Genomic DNA, 26,138 nt, shown 5'->3' on the forward strand with positions numbered 1-26,138 from the left:
TGCGCCTTGATAAATAGTTTACATATGGAGGGATATTGGATGCAACAAACGTTGAAGGAACCGCATCTTATTGCGAAAATAGATATTCAGGCGGCGGGTCCGCGCTGCAAAATGCTGCTCGGCGATCTGAATGGTGACGGCAGGATGGAGGTGCTCTTGGTGCACCCTGACAACCGCCAGGATGTCAGATACATTCCCCATCAGGTACAATGCTTAACTGCGTACGACTTGGAGGGGAATTTACTTTGGCAAACCGGTAAACCGGATTCCGGAGCGGGTAGTCAAGGGTCAGATTATCCAGCGCAGATTGCAGATATTGACGGAGATGGACGCTTAGAGGTTTTGTGCGTAATGGACAATCGATTCCTGATTTTGGATGGTCAAAATGGGCAGATAAAGGCATCTCATGAATTGCCTAGCGAACATGCTCATGATTGTATCATTGTAGCGAATTTGACAGGCGGCTGTGCGGCGGGAGATATCATCCTGAAAGATCGCTATCATACCCTGTGGGCGCTCGATCGCGAGTTTAATCTCCTGTGGAAACATGAGGGCAACCCAGGGCATTTTCCTTGGGTTTACGATTTCGACGGCGATGGGCTGGGTGAAGTCATGGCTGGTTATGACCTGCTTGACCATGATGGCCAGCTGCTCTGGAGCTGCCGGGATTTGGACGATCACGCAGACTGTATATGGGTTGGCGATGTGAACGGAGACGGGGAGCCGGAGCTTGTGATCGGCGGCAGTGTCACGGTCATGTATGATCGCCATGGCCAAGAGCTTTGGCGTTATGAAGGCTCGATCGAGTCGCAGCACATCGCGCTCGGCCGATTCCGCAGCGATTTGCCGGGACTTCAGATCGCTGGCCTGGATCGTCTCGTGCGCGAGGATGACGGCAAGGGTTTGAAGGGAAAAGATGCGTTATTCCTTTTGGATAGCGAAGGGCGAGAGATTTGGAAGGAAGACCGCCAAACAGACGGTTGGCTGACCATTATTGAACCTCTTCGCGGTTGGGAGAAGGGCGCAGCGGATTACATTTTAGCTTATCGCCGTGGTGGAGGCGTGTTTCCAACTTTATATGACGGCAACATGAATGCGGTCGTGTCTTTTCCGCTTGAAGGCTATGCGGTGCATGCCGACTTATTTGGCAGCGGGAGCGAGCAGGTCATTATTTTTAATAATGAGACGATGGCTATTTATGCGAGTCAGCCACATGATGTGACCGAGAAGCCTTCCGGTGTACCGCTGCCTCAGCCGAAACGGTTGTCCAGCTCCACGTTGTATCCCGGCGGCGAGATCCCGATCTAATGGAGGTAGAGGCAGACATGATGATGAGTCCCTATTTTCAACCAAACGAATCGATCGCTGGCAAAGCGAAGTCTGACGAACATATACTGGCGACTATTGCTGGAAGATTCATCGGTGCTAACCCTAAGCATCCGCCCGTTTATCGGATCTACTCGGCAGAAGGCTTCCGAAGAGGAGCGGATTACCGCTACGAAATGGATCTTGCGCAGAGATGGCCGGATCTGGAGGACGGGCAATTCGTCTACGTCTGGGGGAAGCTGTGGAGCGATGCAGAGATCGAGCAACCTTTCAGCGTAAGCTGCTATTGCCCTGTACGTATTATGGTGAACGGGGCGCAGCAATTCGCATCGAACTTGAATGACGATGTGTTTCCGGAGCGGAGCAGCTATTTCCGTGCCAAACTTAGCAAGGGCTGGAATCACATCGTCTTGGAATTCGTGGCAACCGCAACCGGTTGTGGCGGCAAGTTCGGAACCGGAAGCATCAAAGGGTTTCCGATGCACATTCTTGCCCCATTAGCTGACCGGGACGGTCAAGAGGGCTGGGTATACAGCAGCCCGCAATCGACTGCATGGCAAATCATGCCTGGTGCTGGGGAGGAGAAAGACTGCGCAGGCTCAGCTATAGTGGAGTGGTTTCCTCGAATGGCTTGGACGCCGCAGGAATTGAGCAGCGGATGCTTCACCCGTATCTACGGCGAAAGGCTAGGGCAGATCGCCTATGCATGGACGAAGCTGGAGAACAGAAACCCGAGCGTGCAAAGGGTTAGGTTTACAGGTGAGTCTCAAGGCCAGCTGACCGTGTACTTGAACGGTACTCCCGTGTTTGAGGAGCATCAGCACTCCATGTCTAGCCCGCTCGAGATGACACTTTCAATCCCGTTTGGTGTCCATGATCTCGTTGTCCGTTCTGTTTGCGAGGGCTCGATTTGGGGTGTTAACCTAGAAAGCGAACATGCAAGCGCTGAAGAAGCCGCTCCTGTGAAACGAATGCCGCCTTATTCTGTTGAAGGACTGACGGATGGCTGGTTGTACGCAGGACCTTTTTCACCTGAAAAAGCTCCGCACTTGGCCGCAATTACTCGCATGGATGCACCGCTTGGCTCAGAAGATGAGCACACGTTCTGGCGGGCGGATTTGCCCGGAGCTTGGGTACGGCCTTATCTGGAGAATGCCGTTTATGGAAAATGGAACTATCCGCTTGGCGTGACGCTCTATGGCATCCTGCGAACAGGTAAGGAGTTAGGGGATCTGCATTACACGAACTATGCTGCCGATCATATTGAACAGTGCACCTCCTTGTTCGCTTACAGCCGTTGGGACCAGGCGCAATACGGCTCGCCGGGCGTGAATCACCAACTGACGCTGATCGACAGCTTGGATGACTGCGGCTCCTTCGGGGCAGCGATGCTGGAGGCAGTCAAACTCCGAGCATTAGATGGCGCAGAGGCGGCAGCCGAACGCATAGCCCATTACATCACGCGGGAACAAAGCCGGCTTGAGGATGGGACGTTGTATCGAACGCGAGGGACGACTGATTTCATGAAAGATACGGTTTGGTGTGACGATTTATATATGAGTACGCCGTTCCTCAGCAAATATTACGAGCTTACAGGTGATGTTGCGTATCTGAATGATGCGGCGAAACAGTTTATGCGATATAAAAAGCTGATGTTCATCCCCGAGAAAGGCATTATGCATCATGTATTCGATTTTAAATTCGTCAAAGGAAACGGCGTGTCTTGGGGGCGAGGCAATGGTTGGGTACTGTTTTCGTTAACAGAACTGCTGGCCGTCATGCCTGAGGAGCATCCAGAACGCCCAGAGCTATTGGCTTTTTTCCGTGAGCTGTGCCAAGGGTACAGGCGCTTACAGGGGGAGCAGGGCTTATGGCATCAAGTGCTGACGGATCCGGAATCGTATGCGGAGTCTTCCTGCACCTCGATGTTCATCTACGCGTTCGCTAGAGGCGTTCGCTTCGGCTGGCTGGAGGAGGCAGCTCCTTACGTGGAGGCTGTGCTGCAAGGTTGGGACGGCTTGACGCGTTATGCGATCGACAAAAACGGAAATGTATACGGCGTCTGCCGAGGCTCGGGGTATTCGTTCAACAAGCTGTACTATAAGGACCAGCTGTCTTGGCAACTGAACGATACGCATGGAATCGGCATTGTGCTGTTGGCTGGGATTGAAACGATGAAGCTGAGGAAGCATCTAACAGCGCTTAGCCACTAAAATAACCGGTATGACCCTTTGGGTTATGCCGGTTTTTCTGTGCAACCGCAACAGAAAATCTCAATTGAGAGCTTGCTGGTGTCTCATCCAATCCCACAAACTGCAAAAAGTACAGCAAAATATCTCAGTTTTGCCGTCTCGAGAGATAAAGATGTAAAAAGTACATGTAAGTTTGTGGTCTCTACACGAAATAGGCAGAAGTCGCTAGTTTTGCAGTACTATTTGCATGATTTGTCTCCAAAATCAATGATCTCCGCCGAATTTGCTGTACTATTTGCAGGATTAGTAATTCGGCAAACATCCGGACTCACCTCGCGTCCAGCTCAGCCAGCAAAGACCAAATTCATTGAATTATTCCGAGTTAAATAGTAAGATTAAATTAATTTCCTTCTTGCTAATGTCATCTGTCTTACAATAGCGGTGAGGGTTGTCTATTACAACTGTTTGATAAAACCTTGATATTACAAGCTTTTTGAGCAGTGAATTCAAATTTTAATCATTAGTGCAAAAATTAATTATATATTCACACACTCATTTTATACATAATTGAATTAGTCGGAATTAACCGAATGACAATAGAGTTTGATGGAGGAGAGCTAGCAGATGAGTCAAAAAGGAGGCCATCTATTTTCAATTTTTAATACCATTTTTTTGAGCCTGTTGACCCTAGCCACTCTTTACCCTATGTGGCGGGAAGCGGCCGTGTCCTTCAGCGGCATGGAGGAGGCGATGAAAGGCGGCCTATTTTTGTGGCCGAGAGATTTTACAACGGATGCTTATGTTAACATCTTACATTCCCGGTATTTATGGCTTGCGTATGGGAACAGTTTATTTATTACATTAGTTGGGACATTGATCGGTGTATTTTTGACAGCAGCAACCGCTTTTCCCCTCATTAAACAAGATTTACCCGGCAAAAAATGGTTCGTTCTTCTTATTTTGTTCACGATGCTGTTTAGCGGTGGGATTATTCCTACCTATTTACTGGTGAAAAGCGTCGGACTTATCAACTCTTTATGGTCATTGATTCTACCGACGGCTATATCGGCGTATAACGTGATCGTTATGATGAGTTTTTTTCGAACGCTCCCCCGGGAGTTGGATGAATCGGCGACCATGGATGGGGCTCATGCGATTCGTATTTTTGCCAGTGTAATTCTCCCTCTCTCTAAACCTGTGCTCGCTACAATTGCATTATGGGAGGCAGTTGGTTACTGGAACAACTATTTGCAGGCGCTTTTTTATCTGAATGACAAAAGTAAATACGTTCTTCCCGTGCTCCTGCGGGATATTATTAACGGCCAGACCATTGCCCAAATGACGGGGGAAAGCACGGGTTCATCGACGGAATCGGTCATTGCAGCAACGACGATCATGGCAGTGCTTCCGATCCTTATTGTGTATCCGTTTTTACAAAAGTACTTTGTACAGGGGACACTGATTGGTTCGGTCAAAGCTTAAGATCAGCTTAGGACTTTATATGATTGTTGGCTAGGATTGAATAAGATTGAATAGGGGGAAGTAAAACCATGTCATTCTATACATACAAATCCATTCTTATTTTGACTATAGCAGCCAGCCTTACTGCTGCGTGCAGCAGTAACCCAGAATCGGACGGGGCTGCAAAAGCACCTAGTACAGCAACTCAGCCAAACACTGCGTCCGGCAGTGACTCTGCCAAGGTCACATTTAAGATTTTCCGCAACTTTCAAGCACCTGAATACCCAGCAGATGGCGGGCCAGCGAAGCAAAAGGTGTTGGCTGCACTTGACCAGGCAGGAATTAAAGGCATTGATTACAACATTTCAATGGCTTCGGGGGATGAATATAAGACCAAGCTTAACTTGCTTGCTTCTTCCGGGGACCTGCCGGATTACTTTAGTGTGCCTGATCTCCTGACATTGAACAGACTGACGGATGAAGGCTTGATTCTGCCGTTGGACGACTTGTTAAAGAATGCGCCTAATGTTACGAAGTTTCTGAAACCTGAAGATTTGGAGATTCTCAAGTACAAGGGCAAACTGTACGGATTGCCTCCGGGTTACCGTCCAGAGACTTTCAATGGACCTAACGTGAATGGGTTGCTGATACGCCAGGATTGGCTGGATACACTCAAGCTGAAAACACCGACCACCCTGGATGAGCTTCATGATGTACTCAAGGCGTTCACGTTCAATGATCCAGACGGGAATGGGAAGAAGGATACGTATGGCATAACAACGAACAAGCTTCTCGGAGCTGGTGCAAACGGTAATTATTTCAGCTCGGTATTCGGCGCTTTCGGTGTCATTCCGACGTTCTGGCAGCAGCGTGACGGGCAATTGAAGCAGGGAATGGTACTGCCTGAGATGAAACAAGCGCTTTCTTTGTTGCAAAGCTGGTACAAAGAAGGCATCATCGATCCGGAGTTCCCCATTATGGAAGCGAAGCAAATGAACGAAAAGATGATTAATTCCAAAGCAGGCATTTTCGAAGGAACGGCATTCGATGCTGATCCGACAGGAGCAAACTACAGCGCTCTGAAGAAGACAGTTGCGACAGCGAAATTTTCCTTCCTTCCACCACCTGCTGGCGCGAGCGGGAAAAAGGGAGCTGCCGAGAATTCGCCGGCATATAGCGATATCCGGGCGATATCGGCCAAAGTTAAGAATCCAGAGAAGCTGATGGAGTTAATCAACTGGTCGGCGGGCCCAGGTTTTGACCTAGTCACTTACGGGATCGAGAATGAGGATTATCAGTTCGATAAAGACAAAAACAAAATTAAGCTGCTTGTCCCGAACTACTCCGAGCTGTATAAGAAAGGGTATTCGAACCCGATTCGCTTCCTGCAAGTCGTAGACCGTCGTTGGTTAACGGAAGAAGCGATAGCGGCTATGACAGTTTCCAATGATCCTCAAAATTTGGTTCATAACGAGTTTTGGAAGAGTGTGCAGGCAATGAACGACTATCCGGATATCAAAAAGCTATGGGATGAGTACTTCGCCAAAATTGTCACTGGCGCATGGTCCGTAGATAAATGGGATGAACTCGTCAAACGGTATTACCAAGAAGGCGGGCAGGAAATCGAGAAGCAGGTTAATGCGGAATGGAAGAAAACGAAATAATGTTCAACTAGGATCAGGACGACGAATCGAATCATGCTTGAAGAAGAAAGAGGGGACAGTCTATGTTTAATAAAATGCTCGTATCCTATATGACTATCATAGTGATCCTCATTTTGGCGGTCGGTTCGTCGTACCTGATGATTGTATCCCACGATATCAAATCCGAGCTTGCACGTTCGTCTCAGAACGAAATCTCGGGGATGATGAAGCATGCTGAATCATTGATTGAGAATATCGAGCAGCTGTCCTTGCAAGTTTCTCTTAAGCCAGGAGTCAATGAGGCGTTAACTAATCCATATCCGTATTCCATTTTGCAATATGGGGCTTTGAAGAATCAGTTGAAAGATGAAGTTAATTCCAACGATCTGTTGTATTCCATTTATTTGTATTTTCGTTTGAACAACCGTATTTTGACTACGAATGAAGGCATCTATGCGCTGGATCAATTTTTTGATAAGCAGATCATTACGACAAACTTTCAAGCCAATAGCAGCAAAGGCTATCAGGTGCGGAGTCTGGAGGATACATCACTTTCGGAGCCCGTTGAATTGCTTACCTTTCATAGGCTAGTTCCTATGACTGCGAAAGAACCGCTCGGGGAACTCATTTTGAATGTGAAGCGTCAAGCGTTCTTCGATGCCTTGTTTCGTTATGCGAATGTGGATAGCAGCAAGATGATGATTATGGACAGCGATAGCTATGTCGTTCTTTCAGAAAGTAATGCCAGAAGTAAAGCATTTACGAAGGACTTACAATCTTTGAACGCTGAACATTCACTGTCAGATTCCTCCGGGATGGTGAAAATACAGGGGGAAGATGAGACCTATTTCCTCAGTTATGCTAGATCTGACACGACTCCGTGGATGGTTGCCGAACGTATTCCCTATTCGGTTTATCAACTTGCATGGAAAAGCAAGGTGCATGCTGCAACTCAGGTTGCGGCCGTCATCCTTTTTATTAGTATAGCGCTTGCATGTCTCTATAGTATTCGTTTCACTAGACCATGGAAGAACATGGTGAGGGACTATGTAGAGCAGCAGAGTCAATACCCAGGGAACATGGTGAAAAAGGATGAAAGCCAACTGATTGCCGAAGCGATCCGGGAGCTCATGTCAGAAAACCGCTACATCAAACAAACCCTGGAGCAGAGTAAACCGATCATCCGTTTCCGGTTGATCTATGATATTTTAACCAATCGTGTGTTCGAAACTTCGGTGATGGCTAATCGGCTTCAGCATCTCGGAATCGTGTTCCCGCATTCTTATTATGCTGCGATTATTGTTCGAGCAGATTTGCAGCCATTGGAAGATCAGGAGGACTACAACGAAATTCGTTTGCTTCTGTTCAGCACCATTGAGAAAGAACTGCGTAAGCGCCTTTTTGTTGTCGGCACCATACTTGAAAACCATCAATTCGGGTTTATCTTGAACTCGCCCGTTTCTACGTACATGACCCAGCTAAAACTGGAATTGGATGCGTGCTGTCAGGCGGCGAATCGGATAGGGCTGGAGGAGTTCGGAATCACCTTGCAAATTGCTTTAGGGGGCATTTATTCGTCTATGAACGGTTTGAACAAGTCGTACCACGAGGCCAAACGTGCGCTGCACAATACGGCTTGGACCTACCAAACCGATTGCGCCTTTTTCGAGGATTCGGCGGATTCTAGAAAATGGAGCTATCCGCTGGCTATTCAGAAGGAGTTGCTGCGTCGTCTTAAGTCGGTAGACCGGGAGTCGGCTAAGCTGTCCCTCGACGAATTGTTCGACCGCTATATGTTAGGCAAATCCTATACCCGAGATGAAGTTCAAGACACCATCACCTTGATGATGGGAGCGATCGTACAAGAGCTATATGAGGATGGTTATTCGCTAGACAAAGTTCATTTACGATTCCAATCCGTCAGTGAATGCGAACATATTGGTCAAGTGAAGGAGCTGTTCTACGGGTACATCACTGACATCATGAACCTGCTTGAACAGTTTCAGGATAATAAGATGAGCAATAGCTATATCAGTAAGGCAATTGACTACATGCAGACGAATTACGACCGAATTGAATCAATTGCTGATATTGCCGATCATGTCGGTGTCAGCTCCAGCTACTTGAGCCGAATGTTCCGTGCGGAGACAGGGAAAGCACCGCTTGATTACTTGACCCGGCTGCGCATTGATAAAAGCAAAGAGCTGCTATTCGCAGGTAATTGCAAGTATTCCTTGCAGGAAATTTGCGGTCAGATCGGTTACCACGATGTGCAGAGCTTCATTCGATTTTTCAAAAAGTGGGAGAAGATCACACCAGGTGAATACCGCAAACTGCAGTTAGAAAAAGGAGGTGCCCTATGAGCAGTCAAGCCATCCATCCAAAGCCTACCGTTTTACGTGCAAAAGCAGCGCCATCAAGCTCTTTTATTCGAAAACTGCTGAAATATAGATATTATTACGCATTGCTGCTGCCGGGTCTTATTTATTTTGTTGTATTCAAGTATATTCCCATGGGCGGTGTAATTATTGCCTTTAAGGACTATAAACTAACGCAGGGGGTACTAGGCAGCCCTTGGGTGGGGTTGAAATGGTTTCGGATTCTATGGTCAACAGGGGATTTCTGGAATGCGCTGTACAATACGTTACTCATAAGTTTTTATAAGCTAATCTTCGGTTTTCCTGCACCAATTGCACTTGCTATTTTGCTGAATGAGGTCATCAATCGCAGATTCAAAAGGATCATCCAGAGCATCTTATATTTCCCGCACTTTTTATCTTGGATTGTTCTGGGAGGCATATTGTTTGCCATTCTGTCGCCGGGAACGGGCTTGCTCTCGTGGTTGGGGTTCAGCAGTTCCCCGCTTATGCGGCCGGAATCATTCCGCTCGCTGCTCGTAGTCTCGCATATATGGAAGGAAATCGGCTGGGGAACTGTCATTTATTTGGCAGCTATCGCAGGAATTAATCCAGAGATGTATGAGGCGGCACGTATGGATGGAGCCAATCGATTCCGATTAATCAGGCACGTGACACTTCCGGCGATATCGGGAACTATCGTGATTATGCTGATACTCCGAACAGGGCAAATATTGTCAGCAGGCTTCGATCAGGTCTTTATTTTATCTAACGATGTCGTGCTTCATGTTGCAGATATTTTGGATACGTATGTCTACCGAGTTGGCTTGAGTTTGGGACGATTTTCAATTGCTACTGCCGCAGGCTTATTTCAGTCCTTGGCGGGTTTGCTGCTGCTCCTGTTTACCAACTGGCTGGCACGTAGATTCAGCGATCAAGGATTATGGTAAATTGGAAGAGAGTTCTGATACTGATAAGATGAGGGAGCTGGGATGTTATGGGTGAAAAGGGCGCAGTACGTCCGAATGTTATCGTATTTTTTACCGATCAACAAAGATGGGATACTACAGGGGTGCATGGCAATCCGCTAGGGCTTACCCCGAATTTCGACCGGATGGCGGTCGAAGGTACACACGTGTATCATTCAATCACATGCCAACCCGTATGCGGTCCAGCTCGATCCTGTCTGCAAACCGGAAGGTACGCAACGTCTACAGGATGTTACCGCAATGGCATTCCGCTGCCTGCAGAAAGCAAGACGTTAGCCCACTATTTCCGTGATTCTGGATACCGCACGGGTTATATTGGCAAATGGCATTTGGCTAGTACGGAACCTGTGATGGAGGAACAAAGGGGGGGCTATGAGCATTGGTTAGCCTCCAATGTGTTGGAATTTTCTTCCGATGCGTACGACACGGTCATGTACAATAATGAGAATGAACCGGTTAACCTGCCAGGTTACCGGGCTGATGCTTTAACAGATGCTGCTATCCAATTTGTACATAAGGAGCAGAAGCGGAACCGGCAGGAGAAGACGGTAGATCCTTTCTTCCTATTCCTGTCTTATATTGAGCCTCATCACCAAAATCATCTTGACAATTATCCGGCTCCCATTGGGTATGAGGATCAATACACCGGACGTTGGATACCGCCTGATCTGGCAGCACTTGGTGGAACTGCACATCAGCACTTAGGTGGTTATTACGGAATGGTTAAACGGTTGGATGAAGCGCTAGGCCGTCTGATTGATGCGTTGCGGAGTCTACAATTGCTAGACAATACGATTGTACTGTTTACATCTGATCACGGGTGTCATTTCAAGACGCGTAATTCCGAATATAAGCGCTCCTGCCATGATAGCTCGATTCGGGTTCCAACGGCTTTGATGGGGCCAGGCTTTCAAGCAGGAGGCAGGATTCAAGAGTTGGTTAGCTTATTGGATCTGCCGCCTACACTGCTAGATGCAGCTGGCATTCCTGTGCCTGAAAGCATGCAGGGGCGATCCATCTTACCTTTGGCGCAGAAGAAAAGCGTGGATTGGCCGAAGGAAGCCTTTATACAAATTAGTGAATCCGAAGTAGGGCGAGCTATACGTACGAATCGTTGGAAATACAGTGTCCATGCGCCAGACAAGAATGCGTGGCAGGATGCTGCATCTGATGTGTATGAAGAGCAGTTCTTATATGATCTGCACGCGGATCCGCATGAGCTGAGCAATCTAATCGGCGTGGAAAGTTACGCAACCATTACGGCTGAACTGAGAGAGCGACTGATTGCCCGCATCATTGAAGCAGGTGAAGAGGAGCCGGTAATACGTCCTGCAAAAGCTAGAAAGCATGAGCAGAGGAGGATCTCCGTTGCGGAAGTGAGAGTGCCGCTTTAAATAATTTTCTGTACATGTATATTTAGTTTGTTTCGGGACATACTATTATTTATTGCGTAAAAAGCGGAAAAGAAAGAGAACCTGTTTACCGGATAATGTTCGCTTAGAAAAAATATATCCAAATTGGAATTGAAAATTGAATGAAGTATTGCCTGCAGCATGGTTAAATTCTCCTTTCACATACAACGCAACATAAAAAGAAGCTTGGATCAATAATCCAGCTTCTTTTTTGACGTCAGTGAGAGTCTCGCTCCCGCCAAAGGTGTCCCATCCAACCGCACATACTGCAAAAAGTACAGCAAAATGATCTCACTTTTGCTGTTTCTAGAGATTAACATGTAAAAAGTACATGTCATTCATTGTCTTTTACCCAACATAAGCAGAAATCACCAATTTAGCTGCACTTTTTGCAGGAAATGAGTCCAAATCGGTGACTTCCGCCAAATTTGCTGCACCTTTTGCAGGATTTGTATGGCGCCAGACATAAGTCGCCACTCCCCTAACCAAACTCGCAGCACCCGCCACAACATCTCACGCCCGCCTACCCAGCAGGGGGAACTACAGGCCGTTATTTTGCTGAAAATAGCCGTGTTCGTCCTAGTTGGGGAACTGTGGTTCGCTATTTCGTCGCTGTGGGCAGAAACTTTGGCAGTTTGGGTGAAATAGGACCCTGTAGTTCCCCTCCCCCCTCGAAACTTGGCTTTTGGCTGAAATAAGGGAATGGAGTTCCCTTAAATCAGGTGGGGGAGACGTGCAACGTTGGTCACCAATCATCACACTCATTGAAGCTCCTTCAACGGTTCAAAGTTAGGATAAACATACGGCGAGCTCGGAGCAGTGATTTTATCAATTTGCGTGGCTTTGATGACGAAAATGTCGTTGCCATTGTAGCTGCCATTTTGAACAGTACCTGTGACCTTGACCCACATGTCCTTGGGGTAAGTCGCGGCAGTGGGGAAGTCAATCATTACACCGTAGGGAGTCGCATCCGCGGAACAACAGCTAACCGCAAATCGGCCAACGACAAATTGATTGCTTGCCATGTTGTCTTCACGATAGACGAAGCCGGTGAGCTCGATTTTTTTGCCGATAAAATTAGCTTTGAATAAGTCGATCGTGGAGAGGATTTCCATATAAATCTCAGGCTTAACGACGATGGTGTCCTTTTTATAAAGGATCATGCCGATTTTGGAAAAGTCTTCGTCCCATTCATTATCAGCATGAAATAATTTCTGTAAGTCGGCATCCGTGTTTGCAGGAGCTGGCACCTCAGTGTTGGAAGTGGCTGGAGTCATTGTGGGGGCTGAAGCCGTCGCTGACGGCGTTATCGTCACTGTCGTCGTCGGGAGACTCGATTTGGAAGCGGAGAGATTCATCCCTTTGGCAGCTACCATTGTACTGCTCAAGGCCGTATCTGGAAGCACAAAGCCTACTAAAAGCGGCAAAATCAGAAGTCCATAGGCTAGTGTATTCCGCAAAACGGAGCGGGAAACGGGCTGCTCACATTCACAAGTGACAGGCTTTCCCCAGTAGGCGCGTAGGGCCATGTACCCTTGAAAGCAGGCAATGATATACAAAATAAGGGAAGCAACTTTCACATAAATCATCATTCGCGGCGCAATGTAATACGTAAGGGCATCCGACTTGGAAAGGATCACAATATAACTTGAGAATCCTAACAGAATCAATGTGCGTAAGAAATAATGGAAACTGATTATGCGAGCTTGACTCAACTTCATTCCTCCTTGAAAGCTAAATTTATAAGAGATGTTGGGCGAGCAGAGAGCAGCCGAGAACTGTAATGACAATCAATAGCGAGAGTAGGAACACAAATTTTGATTTAAAGATGGAAAGCAGCATGAGCGTGCTTTTGAAATCCAGCATAGGGCCAAATACCAGGAAGGTTAACAGAGATCCAGGTGTAAATGAAGTCTGAAAAGATGAAGCGACGAAGGCGTCCGAGGTCGAGCATAGCGAAAGAATGTAGGCGAAACCCATCATAAACACATGGGAGCTGATCGGACCTTGACCAATCGCAAGCAGGCTTTCGCGCTGCATAAAGATTTGAATCAGAGCAGTAAGCAGGGAACCAAACACCAGATATTTGCCCATTTCAAAAAACTCATCAGAAGCATGCACGAAAAAGGTGTTTATTTTGCTGAAAAAGCCTCCTCCTTGATGCTGATGCCCCTCCCAATCAACTTGATTCGAGAAGTTAGCGCGGCTATTGCGAAGTGGATTGCTTTTGATAAAACGATAGAGGAAAAGTCCGATAATAACAGCGGCAACAAAAGCTAGTCCTATACGGGAATACGCCATAGCAGGGTGATTTCGGAACGCCATGAATGTGGCTGCAAAAACAATGGGGTTAATAATGGGGCCGGTTAGGATGAAAACAACGGCTATGTAAACAGGCATTCCTTTAAGAATAAGCCTTCGCACAACAGGAATCATACCGCATTCGCACATGGGGAAAAGGATACCTAGCAAACAGGCAAACAAAATGCCGAGTATAGGGTTCTTTGGAATAAAACGACGGATGGTTTGAACAGAAACAAATGTTTGAAGCAGCGACGAAAGCAATACGCCTACCAGAATGAAAGGGATCGCTTCTAATAAGATACTAATAAAAATAGTTTTAAATGCTTGCATTTGCTCCGTTTGCAGGACATTCGGCAGGGATACATCTTGGTTCCAAAAGATGAGGACAAGGAGCACGAAAATAAGGGCAGTCAAGAGATGCATGCTTGTTCGAAATACGGTGTTCGGCATTAGAAAAGGCTCCTTCATGTTAATTGGTTTGAGAGTCAATCAGCCGCTTATTCCAGTCATCCTCAAGCAATTGCACATCCAAATCAAGCCCTATGAGAACAAGATAAGGCGCTTCTTGATAAGCAGTTGGCTGCCAATTCGTGCGTTTGCCTGCAAATTGCAGCAGATAGGCTTCACGTTTGGAGCCGATGCGTAAATAGCCTTTGGCGCGAAGAAGCGATTTTCCCCATTTTCGCAAATAATGCTCCACAAAGCCTTGAGTGACGACAGCCTCATTCTCAATCGGGATGGTAAGTGTTTGAACACGCGAAAAGGAAGCGGCGTGCATAGAAGTCACGCTCGTTTCTTTGAAAGCTTTTACGGCGCGCATGTGTAAACTTTTCTTCAAAGTAGGCGTGGCAGGGGACAGCGATTGTCTGGATGGGAGGCTGCCGAAAATGATGTCTAAATCCAGTTGACTGAATGTCGTAGGCAGTAACAAAGCTTGACTATTGAATTTATGAACGGTTTTTTCAATAGACTTCAGCTGCTTGTCTGAGATGAGATCGATTTTATTCAATAGAAGAAGGTCGGCAACCTCCATCTGTCTCCGAAGTGTATGGACGAGCTCGCGATCTGAAGCAAAGATGCTATTGTATTCAAGCACATGCTCAGCATCGAGAACCGTGATGACTTTGTGAAGTTTAACATGGGGCAGCAGTGCAGGCTCCGTCAAAGCATCGACGATTTCTTCCGGGTTAGCGACACCGGTCAATTCAATGAGAATAACATCGGGTTTACGTGTTAATAGTTGTTTGAGCGAGTCCTGGATCTCGCTTTTTTTGCTGCAGCAGATGCACCCATCAAGCAATTTGGTCAGTGGGAGATCTGGAGAAGCATCCATCAGAAGGTGTCCATCGACATCTTGTTTCCCTAATTCATTCATAAGTACGGCTGGCTGGAGGTGAAAATCGGCAGCTTCTCGGAGCATGCGCAGAAGCAGAGTCGTCTTACCGCTGCCTAGAAATCCGCTCAGTACGATTACGGGCACTTTACTCATAAAAGGACTCCTTTTTCAAATGCTTAAAAGTAATGTTTACGAATTAAATTGTAGTATAAATAAGAGATAGCTGCAAGATAAGCTTTTAAATTAGAAGGGCAAGAAGCTAGCATCTGTTGATTTCGTTGTTGACAACGTCCTTTTTACAAGCTATATTTGTCGTTGTAATAGTAATGATTACGATTTATTAGCTCGATGGCCATCACTATTACATGTATAAGCAGATGCCGCTTTTTTTATTAATGTTTATTCGTAATTTTTACATGTAAGGGGGATTGTATGTATGTTAGTGGCTTCTTTGAAAGAGGTGGAGTTCGGATATAACGATATTCCTTGCATACAAGATGTTAATGTTGAAATTCAATCAGGTGAATTTGTCGCCGTAACAGGTCCCAATGGCGCAGCGAAGTCAACCTTGCTTAAGCTCATGTTGGGTTTGCTTGAACCATGGAAGGGGAAGGTGTTCTTATCAGCTGCGAACGAAGAGGGCAGGAGGCTACGAGTCGGTTATGTATCGCAACAAATCTCAGCGTTCAATAGTGGATTTCCCAGCACAATCATTGAGTTTGTTCGTTCAGGCAGGTATGCGAGCGGCTCTTGGTTCAGGAAGCTTTTGAAAGAAGATGACCGATTGACGGAGACGGCGCTGCGACAGGTGGGCATGTGGGAGTTGCGGAAGCGCAAAATTGGGGAGCTTTCTGGCGGACAGAAGCAGCGGATCTGCATCGCCAGAGCGCTCGCGCAAGAGCCGGATATGCTTGTGCTGGATGAGCCTACGACGGGGATGGATCAAGATAGCCGGTTCGGGTTCTATGAACTTATGCACCACCAAGTCAAAGTTCACGGGCGCACAGTTGTTATGGTGACGCATAGTCTTGACGAAGTAGCCCCTTACCTCAATCGCATTATTGAACTGGAAAGAAAGGAGGATGGCGGATGGAAATGCTGCACTACGACTTCATGCAGCGGGCATTTTGTGCCGGTGGGTTAATCGCAATCATAGGTTCAGTTCTTGGTGTTTATCTAATGCTTCGAAGGCAAGCGCTTATGGCAGATATGCTCTCGCATGTCTCTTTGGCCGGTGTAGCGGGAGGTGCTTATCTACACATCAACCCTACGTTATCCGGATTTGTTGTGGCAACTCTGGGGGCAATCGCCGTTGAATATGTGAGAAGGTCCTATAAATCCTATAGTGAGATTTCCGTTGCGATCATCATGGTTGGCGGTTTGTCATCTGCTGTCATTATCATGAGCCTTAATCCAAGCGTCAACAAAGGGTTTTCCGCCTATTTATTCGGTTCTGTCGTTGCCGTTAATGAAATAGAGCTGCTGTTTATGTTCATCGTTGCCTGCATAGGCGGTCTCTTCTTCTTCGCATTTCGCCGGCCGTTGTATCAAATTACTTTCGATGAAGATACAGCGAAAACGAACGGACTGCCAGTAAGGTGGATTTCACTTGGCTTTAGTGTTTTAACGGGCATGATCGTAGCCGCTGCAATGCCTATTGTTGGCGTGCTCCTCGTATCCGCGCTTATTATTCTTCCCGCAGCACTAGCTATCCGTATCGCGCCTAGCTTTGTTTCGTCACTTTTTATCGCGATGGGAATTGGCTTGGTTGGCGTTTTTTCAGGTCTTACGGCTTCCTATGAGCTGAGCACACCACCTGGAGGAACCATTGCGATTCTGTTATTAATCGTCTTAATAGCTGGTTTAAGCATCAAAAAGTTGATCGTAAAGTTCAGTAAAGACCGCAATCAAAAAAATCTTCAAGCCGAACAAACGGCATTCAGCGCTCTGCTTCCATCCTCGCAGGAGTCTGCTTAATCATTATCATTTCACATCTATTTGGAGGAATAAACGACAATGAAAAAATCATGGATTTCAAAATCATTCGTATTCACCGCTGTATCCACACTCCTATTATCAGGCTGTGCCGCTCAGTCCTCGGGTACCGGTAAACTAAACGTAGTCACCACCTTTTATCCGATGTATGAATTCACTAAGCAAGTGGCTGGAGAGCATGCAGACGTTGTTGCTTTGATACCCGCGGGTAGCGAGCCGCATGATTGGGAGCCGAGCGCCAAAGATATGAAGACAGTGAGCAATGCCGATGTGTTTGTTTTCAACGGAATCGTGGAGGGTTGGGCTGAACAAGCGCTTGCGAGTGCAGACAATCAGAAGCGTGTTGTTGTTGAAGCGAGCCAAGGCATCGAATTGATGGAAGGGCTGCCGGAAGAAGAGGACCACAAAGATGATGATCATAAAGATGAAGACCACAAAGAGGCTGCTGATGGTAAAATCTTGGATCCGCATGTTTGGTTAAGTCCTGCTCTCGCTCAAAAAGAGGTGGAGTCCATTGTGGCTGGTCTGACTCAAGCTGATCCTGCACACACAGCGGATTATCGGAAAAATGCCGATGCTTTTATCGCGAAGCTCAAAGCCATAGATGAGTCCTTCCGAACGGGTCTCAACGAGGTGAAACAGAAAGATTTCGTGACACAGCATGCTGCATTTGGTTATCTGGCCAAAGAATATGGTTTGACCCAAGTGCCAATCGCTGGACTCTCGCCGGAAGAAGAGCCTTCACCGGCTAAAATGGCCGATATCATCGATTTTGCTAAACAAAATCAAGTAAAGACGATTTTCTTTGAAACGTTAGTTGATCCGAAAGTGGCCCAGACGATTTCCAAAGAAATCAATGCGAAAACGGATGTGCTGAACCCGCTAGAAGGCTTGACGGATGAAGATAAAAAGCAAAATTTGGATTACATCGCGATCATGACCAAAAACTTGGAAGCACTCAAGAAAGCTTTGAATGAATAAGAAAGGAGAATGGACATGTCAGATCATAAAATACCAGTAACAGTTTTGAGCGGGTACTTGGGAGCCGGTAAAACCACGCTGTTAAACCACGTTTTACATAATCGGGATGGCTTGAAAGTAGCTGTCATTGTCAATGATTTAAGCGAAGTTAATATAGATGCTGGGCTAATTCGTGAGGGCAGCGGGTTGTCTCGGACGAATGAGAGTCTGGTTGAAATGTCCAACGGCTGCATCTGCTGCACGTTGCGGGATGATTTGCTGAGGGAAGTGGAGCGGCTTGCTAAAATGAATACATTCGACTATATCCTGATCGAGTCCACCGGTGTCGGCGAACCTCTGCCAGTAGCTCAAACTTTCACCTACATCGATGAGGAGCAGGGCATAGACCTTTCCCAGTTTTGTCGATTGGATAGCATGGTGACTGTTGTAGATGCCTATCGTTTCTGGACGGACTATTCCTCAGGCGAAACGCTGCTTGAACGGAGTCAAGCTGTTGGGGAAGACGACACAAGAGAAGTGGTGGATCTGCTGATCGATCAAATCGAATTCTGTGATGTGCTTATTATGAATAAATGCGACATGCTGGAGGAAGAGGAGCTGAAGGAGCTCGAAGGCGTTCTTCGCACGCTGCAGCCCAAAGCCAAGTTTATTCGCTCTATTCATGGGCAGGTGTCGCCAGCGGACATTCTGAATACGCATCTCTTTGATTTTGATGAAGCTAGCACATCCGCTGGCTGGATGAAGGAGCTTGAGAAGGAAAAGCATACGCCTGAAACCGAAGAATATGGTATTTCTTCCTTTGTGTACGAAAGAATTCGGCCTTTCGAGCCTTCGCGGCTGATGAGCTGGATGGAGGATTGGCCTGCGGAGATTGTGAGAGCCAAAGGGATTATGTGGCTGGCAACTCGGAACGATCATGCTCAAAACTTGAGCCAAGCAGGTCCCTCTGTTCGGTTCGGACCCGCAGGGTATTGGATAGCTGCGCTTCCAGAAGAAGAAAGAGTAGCTATCCTCGCGGAGGAAGATGACCAGATATCTCACTGGGATGCCACTTACGGGGATCGCATGAATAAGCTCGTATTCATTGGGATAGAGATGGATCGGGCAAACATTACAGCTTCGCTGGATGCCTGTTTATTGACAGATGCCGAGATGCTCGTTGATTGGCGTCAATTTGAAGATCATCTGCCGAATGCCATCATGGAATTCGAGGATGCCTAGGCAACAGAATGGAAGATGAGGGGCTCATCTTTCTTTTTTTACAGGTGGGGTCGATGGGGGCGGCGCCTGAGGAGAGTCAAGCTCATTGGATGAATTCCAACGAAGATGCGATTTTTGACACTTAAATGCCACTCTCATTGGACAAAATCCAACAAAGAGATGAATTTTGTGGTTTTCAGCGCCAATGTAGCTGCGCTTGTTGGATTTCATCCAATGAAAAGAAGATTAAACGTGTCTAAACGGCGATCTCATTGGATTTCGTCCAATCCGGGCTGGAAGGACGCTAACTTCTAGCGTGTCAAAGTACTCTGAAAAAGTGGGGGGAGTAGAGAGGTAAGGTAGTGGAGACATATAAGAGCAGAATAGTGTGCAAAGAGAAATAAAAAGTAAATTAGTAAGAGAAGTAGAGGTAGAAGTGAAGTAGTAAGTGAAGTAAGTAAGAGAAGTTAAACACAGGACATAGTGAACAGTGAGCTAGCGTTTACACGATGATCTAGCTGCAGGCTAGGTTTTTCTGAACAGGTGTTTGGGAGGGATCTATGGTCCTCTATTTCTCTGAAAAGGCACAATTTCCACGTGTATGGGGAACTACGTTCCGCTATATTTCTAATTTCTTCCTGAAAAAGCAAGGTGGAGGACAACTAAGAGCCTGTAGTTCCGCTCGGAGAGGAAACAGCTCGTTTTCCTCGGAATAAAGGACTCCAGTTCCCTTAGTCATGAGCGGGAATTAATTAAGCGGTTATGTGATCGGGTGATTAGCATGCCTTTTATATGAGGTAGATAGTGTGGAGGAACTGGCTTTGTGCGGCTCTTTTTTCGTTTGAGGGAAAGGGAGTAAGAACTAATGTTTGGTTGGTTATCTCGATTGCCCAAATCTATCGTTGGTATAGCCATTAGCTATATCTGGATATAGTTAAATTCAGTTACTACATAGCCACTTCTCTATGATATCTTTTTTATAACAAATTGTAGAATATGATGGTAAGGAGCAATTTACTGTGGAGCAATTACGCAAACAAGACCCTAAAATTGTTGAGGCAATGAATCTGGAGATTGGCCGTCAACGTGACAAAATTGAGTTAATCGCTTCTGAAAACTTCGTCAGCGAAGCGGTGTTGCAAGCGATGGGAACGGTTTTGACGAATAAATACGCGGAAGGTTATCCAGGGAAGCGTTACTACGGCGGCTGCGAGTATGTAGATATCGTTGAGGATATCGCGCGTGATCGTGCAAAAGAATTATTTGGCGCTGAGCATGCCAACGTGCAGCCACATTCCGGCGCACAAGCCAATTTGGCGGTATATTTAGCTGCTCTGAAACCTGGAGATACAGTTCTTGGTATGAACTTGGCGCATGGCGGTCACTTAACCCATGGTAGCCCTGTTAATGCTTCCGGAATCTTGTATAACTTTATTCCTTATGGAGTTAGAGAAAGCGATGGGTATATTGATTACAACGAGGTTCGCAAATTGGCATTCAAGCATAAGCCTCGTATGATCGTGGCTGGTGCCAGCGCATATCCTCGCACGATTGATTTTGAAGCATTAGGTTCGATTGCAAATGATGTGGGAGCGTTGTTCTTTGTGGACATGGCCCATATTGCCGGGTTAGTTGCGGCAGGGTTGCATCCTAGCCCAGTTCCACACGCCCACTTTGTGACAACAACGACGCATAAAACGCTTCGCGGACCCCGCGGCGGTATGATTCTTTGCCGCAAGCCTTGGGCTGCAGCGATTGATAAAGCGGTATTCCCAGGGACGCAAGGCGGGCCCTTGATGCATATCATTGCCGCTAAAGCTGTTGCTTTTGGCGAAGCGCTCCAAGCAGATTTTAAAACATATGCTCAAAATGTTATTCTTAACGCCAAAACGTTATCAGAAGAACTACTGGCAGAAGGTGTCAACCTTGTATCCGGAGGTACAGATAACCATCTGATGCTGATCGACTTGCGTAGTCTGGGTATCACCGGTAAAGAGGCCGAACATTTACTGGATGAAGTAGGAGTAACGGTGAACAAAAATGCGATTCCTTTCGACCCAGCGAAACCAATGATTACAAGCGGAGTTCGGATTGGAACGCCAGCTGTTACCGCTCGTGGCATGGATCAAGAAGCTATGAAAAAAATTGCCAAAATTGTGGCGTTAACATTGAAAAATCCAACGGACGAAGCTGTGCATAACAAAGTACGCGGTTTGGTAAGTGATTTGACAGCGCAATTCCCATTGTATCCAGGGTTGAGCTACTAAATTTAGATTCACCTCTGGGCCAAGTATTTGATCTTTGGATCAAATACTTTTTTTATTATAAGAAAATTTCTGACAAAAAGTTGGTGGGCATAGTGAAGTATGAATTTCCAGGTGCTTTGCTAAATCAGAAGATCCTATTATCAAAGGAATGTCTCATTGAAGAACCTAATTGTGTCCTGATTTTTGCATTCTATCAAGGTAAATTGATTCTTGTTAGACATAACTGCCGGGGGTGGGAGTTGCCTGGGGGGAAGAGAGAGAAAGGCGAGTCCGTTCTTCAAACGATCCGAAGGGAGATGCGGGAAGAGGCTGGAGGAGAGCTTGATGCGATTGAGAAAGTTGGTCAATACTTAATTTTCGAAAATGACGATCTAGTATTTGTGAAAAATATTTATATTTCCACAGTCAGTGTTCTTAGAGGGCTGCCGAGCGGATTTGAAACCAATGGTATCATGTTAGTAGATACGATTCCGAAACAAGTTGAGATAATGAATGAGGACACATTTAGTCCCTACATGAAAGACAATGTCTATATGATTGTTTCCGAATGGATTAAGGATCATCGATTTATTAGTGATAGTTACAAGGCTTGTCCTGAATGCTATGAAATAAATTATGAAGTAGACAAAACGAAATAAACGATATAACATTAGCGATGACAAAATATAATATGCTAAATAAGGGTGCAAGTATCCGATTTGGATGCTTGCTTAAAAGGGAAGTTCGGTAAAAGCCGACGCGGTCCCACCACTGTAATTGCCGAGTAACTCTTTCATATGCCACTGACTTGTTCACGAGATTGGGAAGGCGAAAGAGAAGCGATGACGCATGAGCCAGGAGACCTGCCTTTATTTATAGTATGTTACTAATTCTTTGGGGGTGGGAATTAGCAACAATAGATTATGCCACGGCATAATTCTTACTATTACAACATGTTATTCGTGCGAACGTATGTCTGTACAGCCACCCTAGTTTTTAAGGGTGGCTTTTTCTGCGCTGTTGTCCAAATTTGGTAGGAAAGAGGAATGACAAAGATGATTCATCGTTATGCTTCAAAACCGTTTATTGCACTTTTTATGTCTTTTGTACTCTTATTTTCTTCGCTAGGGGTTTTGGCAGGACCGAGCAGTCAGGCTCTTGCCAGTACAATTGGCCCAAGCTCAATCCGTGAATGGTTGCCAGCGCCGGGACAATTCACTAACGAAGCTGGTTGGGGCGCAACGGGAGATGTTAACTCGAAATGGACGAATACGCCCGGTTCAACGGGTGTGTCCCTAGGTGCATTTGGAGGAAGCATCGTTTACAAATTCGATGAACCAATTCAGAACAGCCCCAAAAATCCGTACGGCGTGGATTTCACCGTGTTCGGGAATGCCTTTGCTGGTAACGAAGAACCTGCTGGTGTAGCCGTAGCACAGGATGATGGGACAGGTAATCCGGGACCTTGGTTTTATATTGCTGGATCCGAGCATTACGAAGACAGCACGATTTGGGATTATAGGGTCACCTATATGAATCCCGAGCCAGATTTTACGAGCCCTAATGGTGTTAATGTGCCATGGGTTGATAATCTGGCAAGCAGTGGGAATGTAAAAACAAATAGCTTTCACAAACATGCTTATTATCCAATACCGGCAAATTATCCCAATGCCCCTGCGGATTTTAATAAACTATCGTATACGTATTCCGGAGTAAAAATAAACGTTAGGAAAAATGCTTTCGGTTATCCCGATACGCATGCAAACGGCAGTGCTCCCTATGATGTTCCTACCAATCCGTATCTAACATCTCCAGTAAAAGGTGACCCCATCGATATTAGCTGGGCTGTTGATAGTGCCGGTAAGCCTGTTGCTTTAACGAGTGTCAGCTTTGTTAAGGTTTACAATGCGGTTCAAATAGACGGTGGTGCCCTTGGTGAAATAGGCGCTGAAATTACTTCTTTGCAGAAGGTAACGGTCAATGATGCTGTTTATGAAACAGCCGATCTTTCAAGCATTGTATTGTCTGGGGTTGGTACAGATGTTACGAAGCAAGTTACCGTTACTTCTGGTGTTTATGTCTATGAGGATATCCGAATTAAAGCGGATAAAATTAAGATTACAGCTAACGGCACGGCAAGCCAAATTTTCGTCAATAATAAAAGCGGTACTTCAGGTACATTAATTGATAAAGAAATTTCATTGAGCGAAGACAAGGCTAAGATCGTTAGAGTAATTGCTCAAGAAGGAATAAATACGCCTAAGATTTACTATTTGAGTATTAAAAAAGAAGCAACCAATAAATTGGCGTTGAATACTTCGATTGCTAATGTCGATAACATGACAAAAGGCAATTATACAGACACAAGTTGGCAAGCGCTGCAAACTAGTTTGGCAGAAGCAAAAGAAGTGTCTGCGAATAGTTTGGCAACCCAGGATCAAGTTGACGTCACGTTAGCTAATTTACTGGCAGCTGTGCAAGGTTTGCAAAGCAATGCTCCTCCTGGCCAAATTACGGTTTCTGTCATCGTAAATGGTTTCAGCGCTATGGCTGGCAAAATCGTAAACCAAGCTAAAGCTGATACCGTTGTTGAAGAGGGCGCAACTGCTGCTTCTGCGATTAAGAAAGTGTTAGACGAGAAACAGATTTCTTTTGTTAATGCGAGCGGGAATTACATCACGAAAATAGGCGATTTGGACACAGCTGATGGCGGTTCCAAGAGTGGTTGGATGTACTTGGTCAATGGGCAATTTGCCGATGTTGGCATCGCAGATTATAAATTAAAGAGCAGTGACATCATTTCACTTGTTTATACAGATGATTATGAACAAGATATAACAACAACCGCTAATAAATCGGCACTGAATGCAAAAATAACTGAGCTTGATGCTTTGCAAAAGGGCAACTACACAGATGCAAGCTGGCTTGTGCTGCAGAGCAGCTTAACACTTGCAAAAGCAGTTTCCGCAAATACCAATGCTATTCAATATCATGCTGATAGTGCATTAGCAAAGATAACTACTGCATTTCAAAACTTAGTTACGACATCAGTCCCTCCGGTGACTCCACAGACGATTGCTGTTTCGTTCACTTTGAAAGGTACTAGTGCAGCAGCTGGTAAAAGCATTACTTTACCGAAAACAACTGTAAATATTGAATCAGGTCATACGGCAGCGTATGTAATTGAAAAGGTATTAACTGAAGCAGGCATTTCCTATGTCAATGAAAACGGCGTGTATATCTCAGATGTTGGAGGATTAGCAGCCTTTGACGGGGGACCTAACAGCGGCTGGCTATACTCCGTTGATGGCATTGACCCTGATGTAGGGATTGCCGACTACATACTAGACCATAATGCCGATATCGTGCTTCGCTATACGGATAATTACTTGGATGAGAATCCGCCAACACCACCACCGGGTCCAAGTGGTCCATCTGGCGGTCAGCCTTCAAGGATACCAGTGGTGCCAACAACAGTCGGTAATAATTCAGTTTTTGAAGTTCCGGCCGACAATAATCAAGGTTACTCAATCAAGGTATCTACAGATCTAAAAGACAAAGAGCTAATCACGGTCAAAATGCCTAACGTAAAATCGAAAGTACTCCTTAATCTAGAAGAAGTAAAGGACAGCATTCCAGCAATTACTGCAATTAAAGGAGACATTACCCTATCAATTGATAAAGGCACCGTGCTCAAATCGGGAGATCACAATGTCGAGCTCCTAACATCTATTAATACGGATGATAAGAGCATTCTAAATCTTATTAACAACAGCCTGAGCAGTGGCAGCACGAAGTTAACGAAATTGAACCAAGCGTTTGCTATGGGTAATGCCAATCAATCCGTTCTATTCGATAAGCCGCTTACATTCGTCATTAAAAATGGTAAAGGGCAGCTTGCCGGGTTTATTGAAGGAACGACGTTTACGCCAATCGAGATCTATGAGTCCGACACGCAAGGAATGGAAGCAACAAAAGGCAAGGAGAAGATCACCTACGCCTATGTGAAAGATAATGATTTGATCATTAGAACGAACCATTTCACGAGTTTCCTATCTTACACGGTAGGTGCTAAGGTAACCGAACCGACACCGGTATTTGATTGGAAGAAACTTTATACAGATTCAAATTTCGTCTCACCTTGGGCCATTGACGCAATCAACGATGCATCGCAGAAAAAGTTTATCGAAGGCAACGAAGGTAAATTCTCTCCTCAAGCTGCAGTTACGAGAGCAGAATTCACTAAAATCCTGGTCAACGTACTTGGTCTAGAAGTGAAGAAAGAGAATTCCATTCATTTCCAAGATGTTTCTCAGAATGATTGGTACTATCCTTACGTAAATACGGCTTATCAAGCTGGCATTATCTCCGGATACGACGCTGTACATTTCTATCCTAATGAGAAGCTTACACGTGAGCAGATGGCTGTGATCATCGCCAATGCGCTAGCTCTTCCAAAAGTAGATCAGATTACGGGCATTGAAGATATGGATCAAGTGTCCGACTGGGCCAAGTCTAGCGTTCAGACGATTGTGGCTAGCGAGCTAATGACGGGTTGGAATAATGGCTTTCAGCCAGGTGAAGAAGTAACAAGAGAAATGGCCATTGTCGTTGCTATGAGAGCTTACAAAAAAAGATAGCACGGAATTATAAGCTTGCAGAATGCATGGAGAAGGAGCAGAAAAATTTCTGCTCC

The 26,138-nt window shown here is 45.9% G+C and carries 17 protein-coding genes and 1 riboswitch; of the genes, 14 read left to right on the plus strand and 3 right to left on the minus strand.

Going from position 1 to position 26,138, the window contains the following annotated elements; all coding sequences use genetic code 11:
- Nucleotides 1-39 precede the first annotated feature (39 nt).
- The 7 genes from AC58UW_RS27280 to AC58UW_RS27310 all read left to right on the plus strand — a co-directional run bounded on the left by AC58UW_RS27280 (nucleotide 40) and on the right by AC58UW_RS27310 (nucleotide 11,362).
- A complete protein-coding gene (locus AC58UW_RS27280) occupies nucleotides 40-1,308 on the plus strand; it encodes an FG-GAP-like repeat-containing protein (protein ID WP_497423703.1) in 1,269 nt (422 codons plus the stop codon).
- Nucleotides 1,309-1,325: 17 nt separating this feature from the next.
- Entirely contained in the window at nucleotides 1,326-3,539 is a 2,214-nt protein-coding gene (locus AC58UW_RS27285) for a glycoside hydrolase family 88/105 protein (RefSeq protein WP_497423704.1), read from the plus strand.
- Between the two features lie 603 nt (nucleotides 3,540-4,142).
- The gene (locus tag AC58UW_RS27290) at nucleotides 4,143-5,000 is read left to right on the plus strand and encodes a carbohydrate ABC transporter permease (protein ID WP_497423705.1); all 858 of its coding nucleotides are present in this window, start codon (nucleotides 4,143-4,145) and stop codon (nucleotides 4,998-5,000) included.
- Between the two features lie 68 nt (nucleotides 5,001-5,068).
- Complete coding sequence (locus AC58UW_RS27295; protein ID WP_497423706.1) at nucleotides 5,069-6,643, plus strand: type 2 periplasmic-binding domain-containing protein; 1,575 nt, start codon at nucleotides 5,069-5,071, stop codon at nucleotides 6,641-6,643.
- A 62-nt stretch (nucleotides 6,644-6,705) separates the two neighbouring features.
- A complete protein-coding gene (locus AC58UW_RS27300) occupies nucleotides 6,706-8,985 on the plus strand; it encodes a helix-turn-helix domain-containing protein (RefSeq protein ID WP_497423707.1) in 2,280 nt (759 codons plus the stop codon).
- A complete protein-coding gene (locus AC58UW_RS27305; protein WP_497423708.1) occupies nucleotides 8,982-9,929 on the plus strand; it encodes an ABC transporter permease in 948 nt (315 codons plus the stop codon). Before AC58UW_RS27300 ends, AC58UW_RS27305 begins: the two co-directional genes overlap by 4 nt.
- A 47-nt stretch (nucleotides 9,930-9,976) precedes the next feature.
- Nucleotides 9,977-11,362 carry a sulfatase family protein gene (locus AC58UW_RS27310; protein WP_497423709.1) on the plus strand — a complete coding sequence of 462 codons (1,386 nt, stop codon included), beginning with the start codon at nucleotides 9,977-9,979 and terminating at the stop codon, nucleotides 11,360-11,362.
- Between the two features lie 779 nt (nucleotides 11,363-12,141).
- On the opposite strand, the gene AC58UW_RS27315 is transcribed toward AC58UW_RS27310, so the two are convergent.
- From AC58UW_RS27315 to AC58UW_RS27325, 3 genes are read right to left on the minus strand one after another with little or no spacing between them, the layout of a single operon-like run.
- The gene (locus AC58UW_RS27315) at nucleotides 12,142-13,095 is read right to left on the minus strand and encodes a TIGR03943 family putative permease subunit (RefSeq protein ID WP_497423710.1); all 954 of its coding nucleotides are present in this window, start codon (nucleotides 13,093-13,095) and stop codon (nucleotides 12,142-12,144) included.
- Nucleotides 13,096-13,120: 25 nt separating this feature from the next.
- The gene (locus tag AC58UW_RS27320) at nucleotides 13,121-14,134 is read right to left on the minus strand and encodes a permease (protein ID WP_497423711.1); all 1,014 of its coding nucleotides are present in this window, start codon (nucleotides 14,132-14,134) and stop codon (nucleotides 13,121-13,123) included.
- A 19-nt stretch (nucleotides 14,135-14,153) separates the two neighbouring features.
- Complete coding sequence (locus AC58UW_RS27325) at nucleotides 14,154-15,173, minus strand: CobW family GTP-binding protein (RefSeq protein WP_497423712.1); 1,020 nt, start codon at nucleotides 15,171-15,173, stop codon at nucleotides 14,154-14,156.
- Between the two features lie 283 nt (nucleotides 15,174-15,456).
- Here AC58UW_RS27325 and AC58UW_RS27330 point away from each other — a divergent pair, with 283 nt between their 5' ends.
- The 7 genes from AC58UW_RS27330 (at nucleotide 15,457) to AC58UW_RS27360 (ending at nucleotide 26,082) form a co-directional block, all read left to right on the plus strand.
- Complete coding sequence (locus AC58UW_RS27330; protein WP_497423713.1) at nucleotides 15,457-16,164, plus strand: metal ABC transporter ATP-binding protein; 708 nt, start codon at nucleotides 15,457-15,459, stop codon at nucleotides 16,162-16,164.
- Nucleotides 16,110-16,997 (plus strand): metal ABC transporter permease, encoded by an 888-nt coding sequence (locus AC58UW_RS27335; RefSeq protein WP_497423714.1) that lies wholly within the window; start codon nucleotides 16,110-16,112, stop codon nucleotides 16,995-16,997. Before AC58UW_RS27330 ends, AC58UW_RS27335 begins: the two co-directional genes overlap by 55 nt.
- Before the next feature lie 39 nt (nucleotides 16,998-17,036).
- Nucleotides 17,037-17,996: a metal ABC transporter substrate-binding protein gene (locus tag AC58UW_RS27340; protein WP_497423715.1), complete on the plus strand. Its 960-nt coding sequence runs from the start codon at nucleotides 17,037-17,039 to the stop codon at nucleotides 17,994-17,996.
- Nucleotides 17,997-18,005: 9 nt separating this feature from the next.
- Entirely contained in the window at nucleotides 18,006-19,217 is a 1,212-nt protein-coding gene (locus AC58UW_RS27345; RefSeq protein ID WP_497423716.1) for a GTP-binding protein, read from the plus strand.
- A gap of 998 nt (nucleotides 19,218-20,215) precedes the next feature.
- Nucleotides 20,216-21,463 (plus strand): serine hydroxymethyltransferase, encoded by a 1,248-nt coding sequence (gene glyA, locus AC58UW_RS27350; protein ID WP_497423717.1) that lies wholly within the window; start codon nucleotides 20,216-20,218, stop codon nucleotides 21,461-21,463.
- A 92-nt stretch (nucleotides 21,464-21,555) separates the two neighbouring features.
- Nucleotides 21,556-22,101: an NUDIX domain-containing protein gene (locus AC58UW_RS27355; RefSeq protein ID WP_497423718.1), complete on the plus strand. Its 546-nt coding sequence runs from the start codon at nucleotides 21,556-21,558 to the stop codon at nucleotides 22,099-22,101.
- A 26-nt stretch (nucleotides 22,102-22,127) separates the two neighbouring features.
- A riboswitch (cobalamin riboswitch) is annotated at nucleotides 22,128-22,327 on the plus strand.
- 170 nt (nucleotides 22,328-22,497) lie between these two features.
- Entirely contained in the window at nucleotides 22,498-26,082 is a 3,585-nt protein-coding gene (locus tag AC58UW_RS27360; RefSeq protein WP_497423719.1) for an S-layer homology domain-containing protein, read from the plus strand.
- Nucleotides 26,083-26,138 lie beyond the last annotated feature (56 nt).

The organism is Paenibacillus sp. J22R160 (assembly GCF_059692135.1).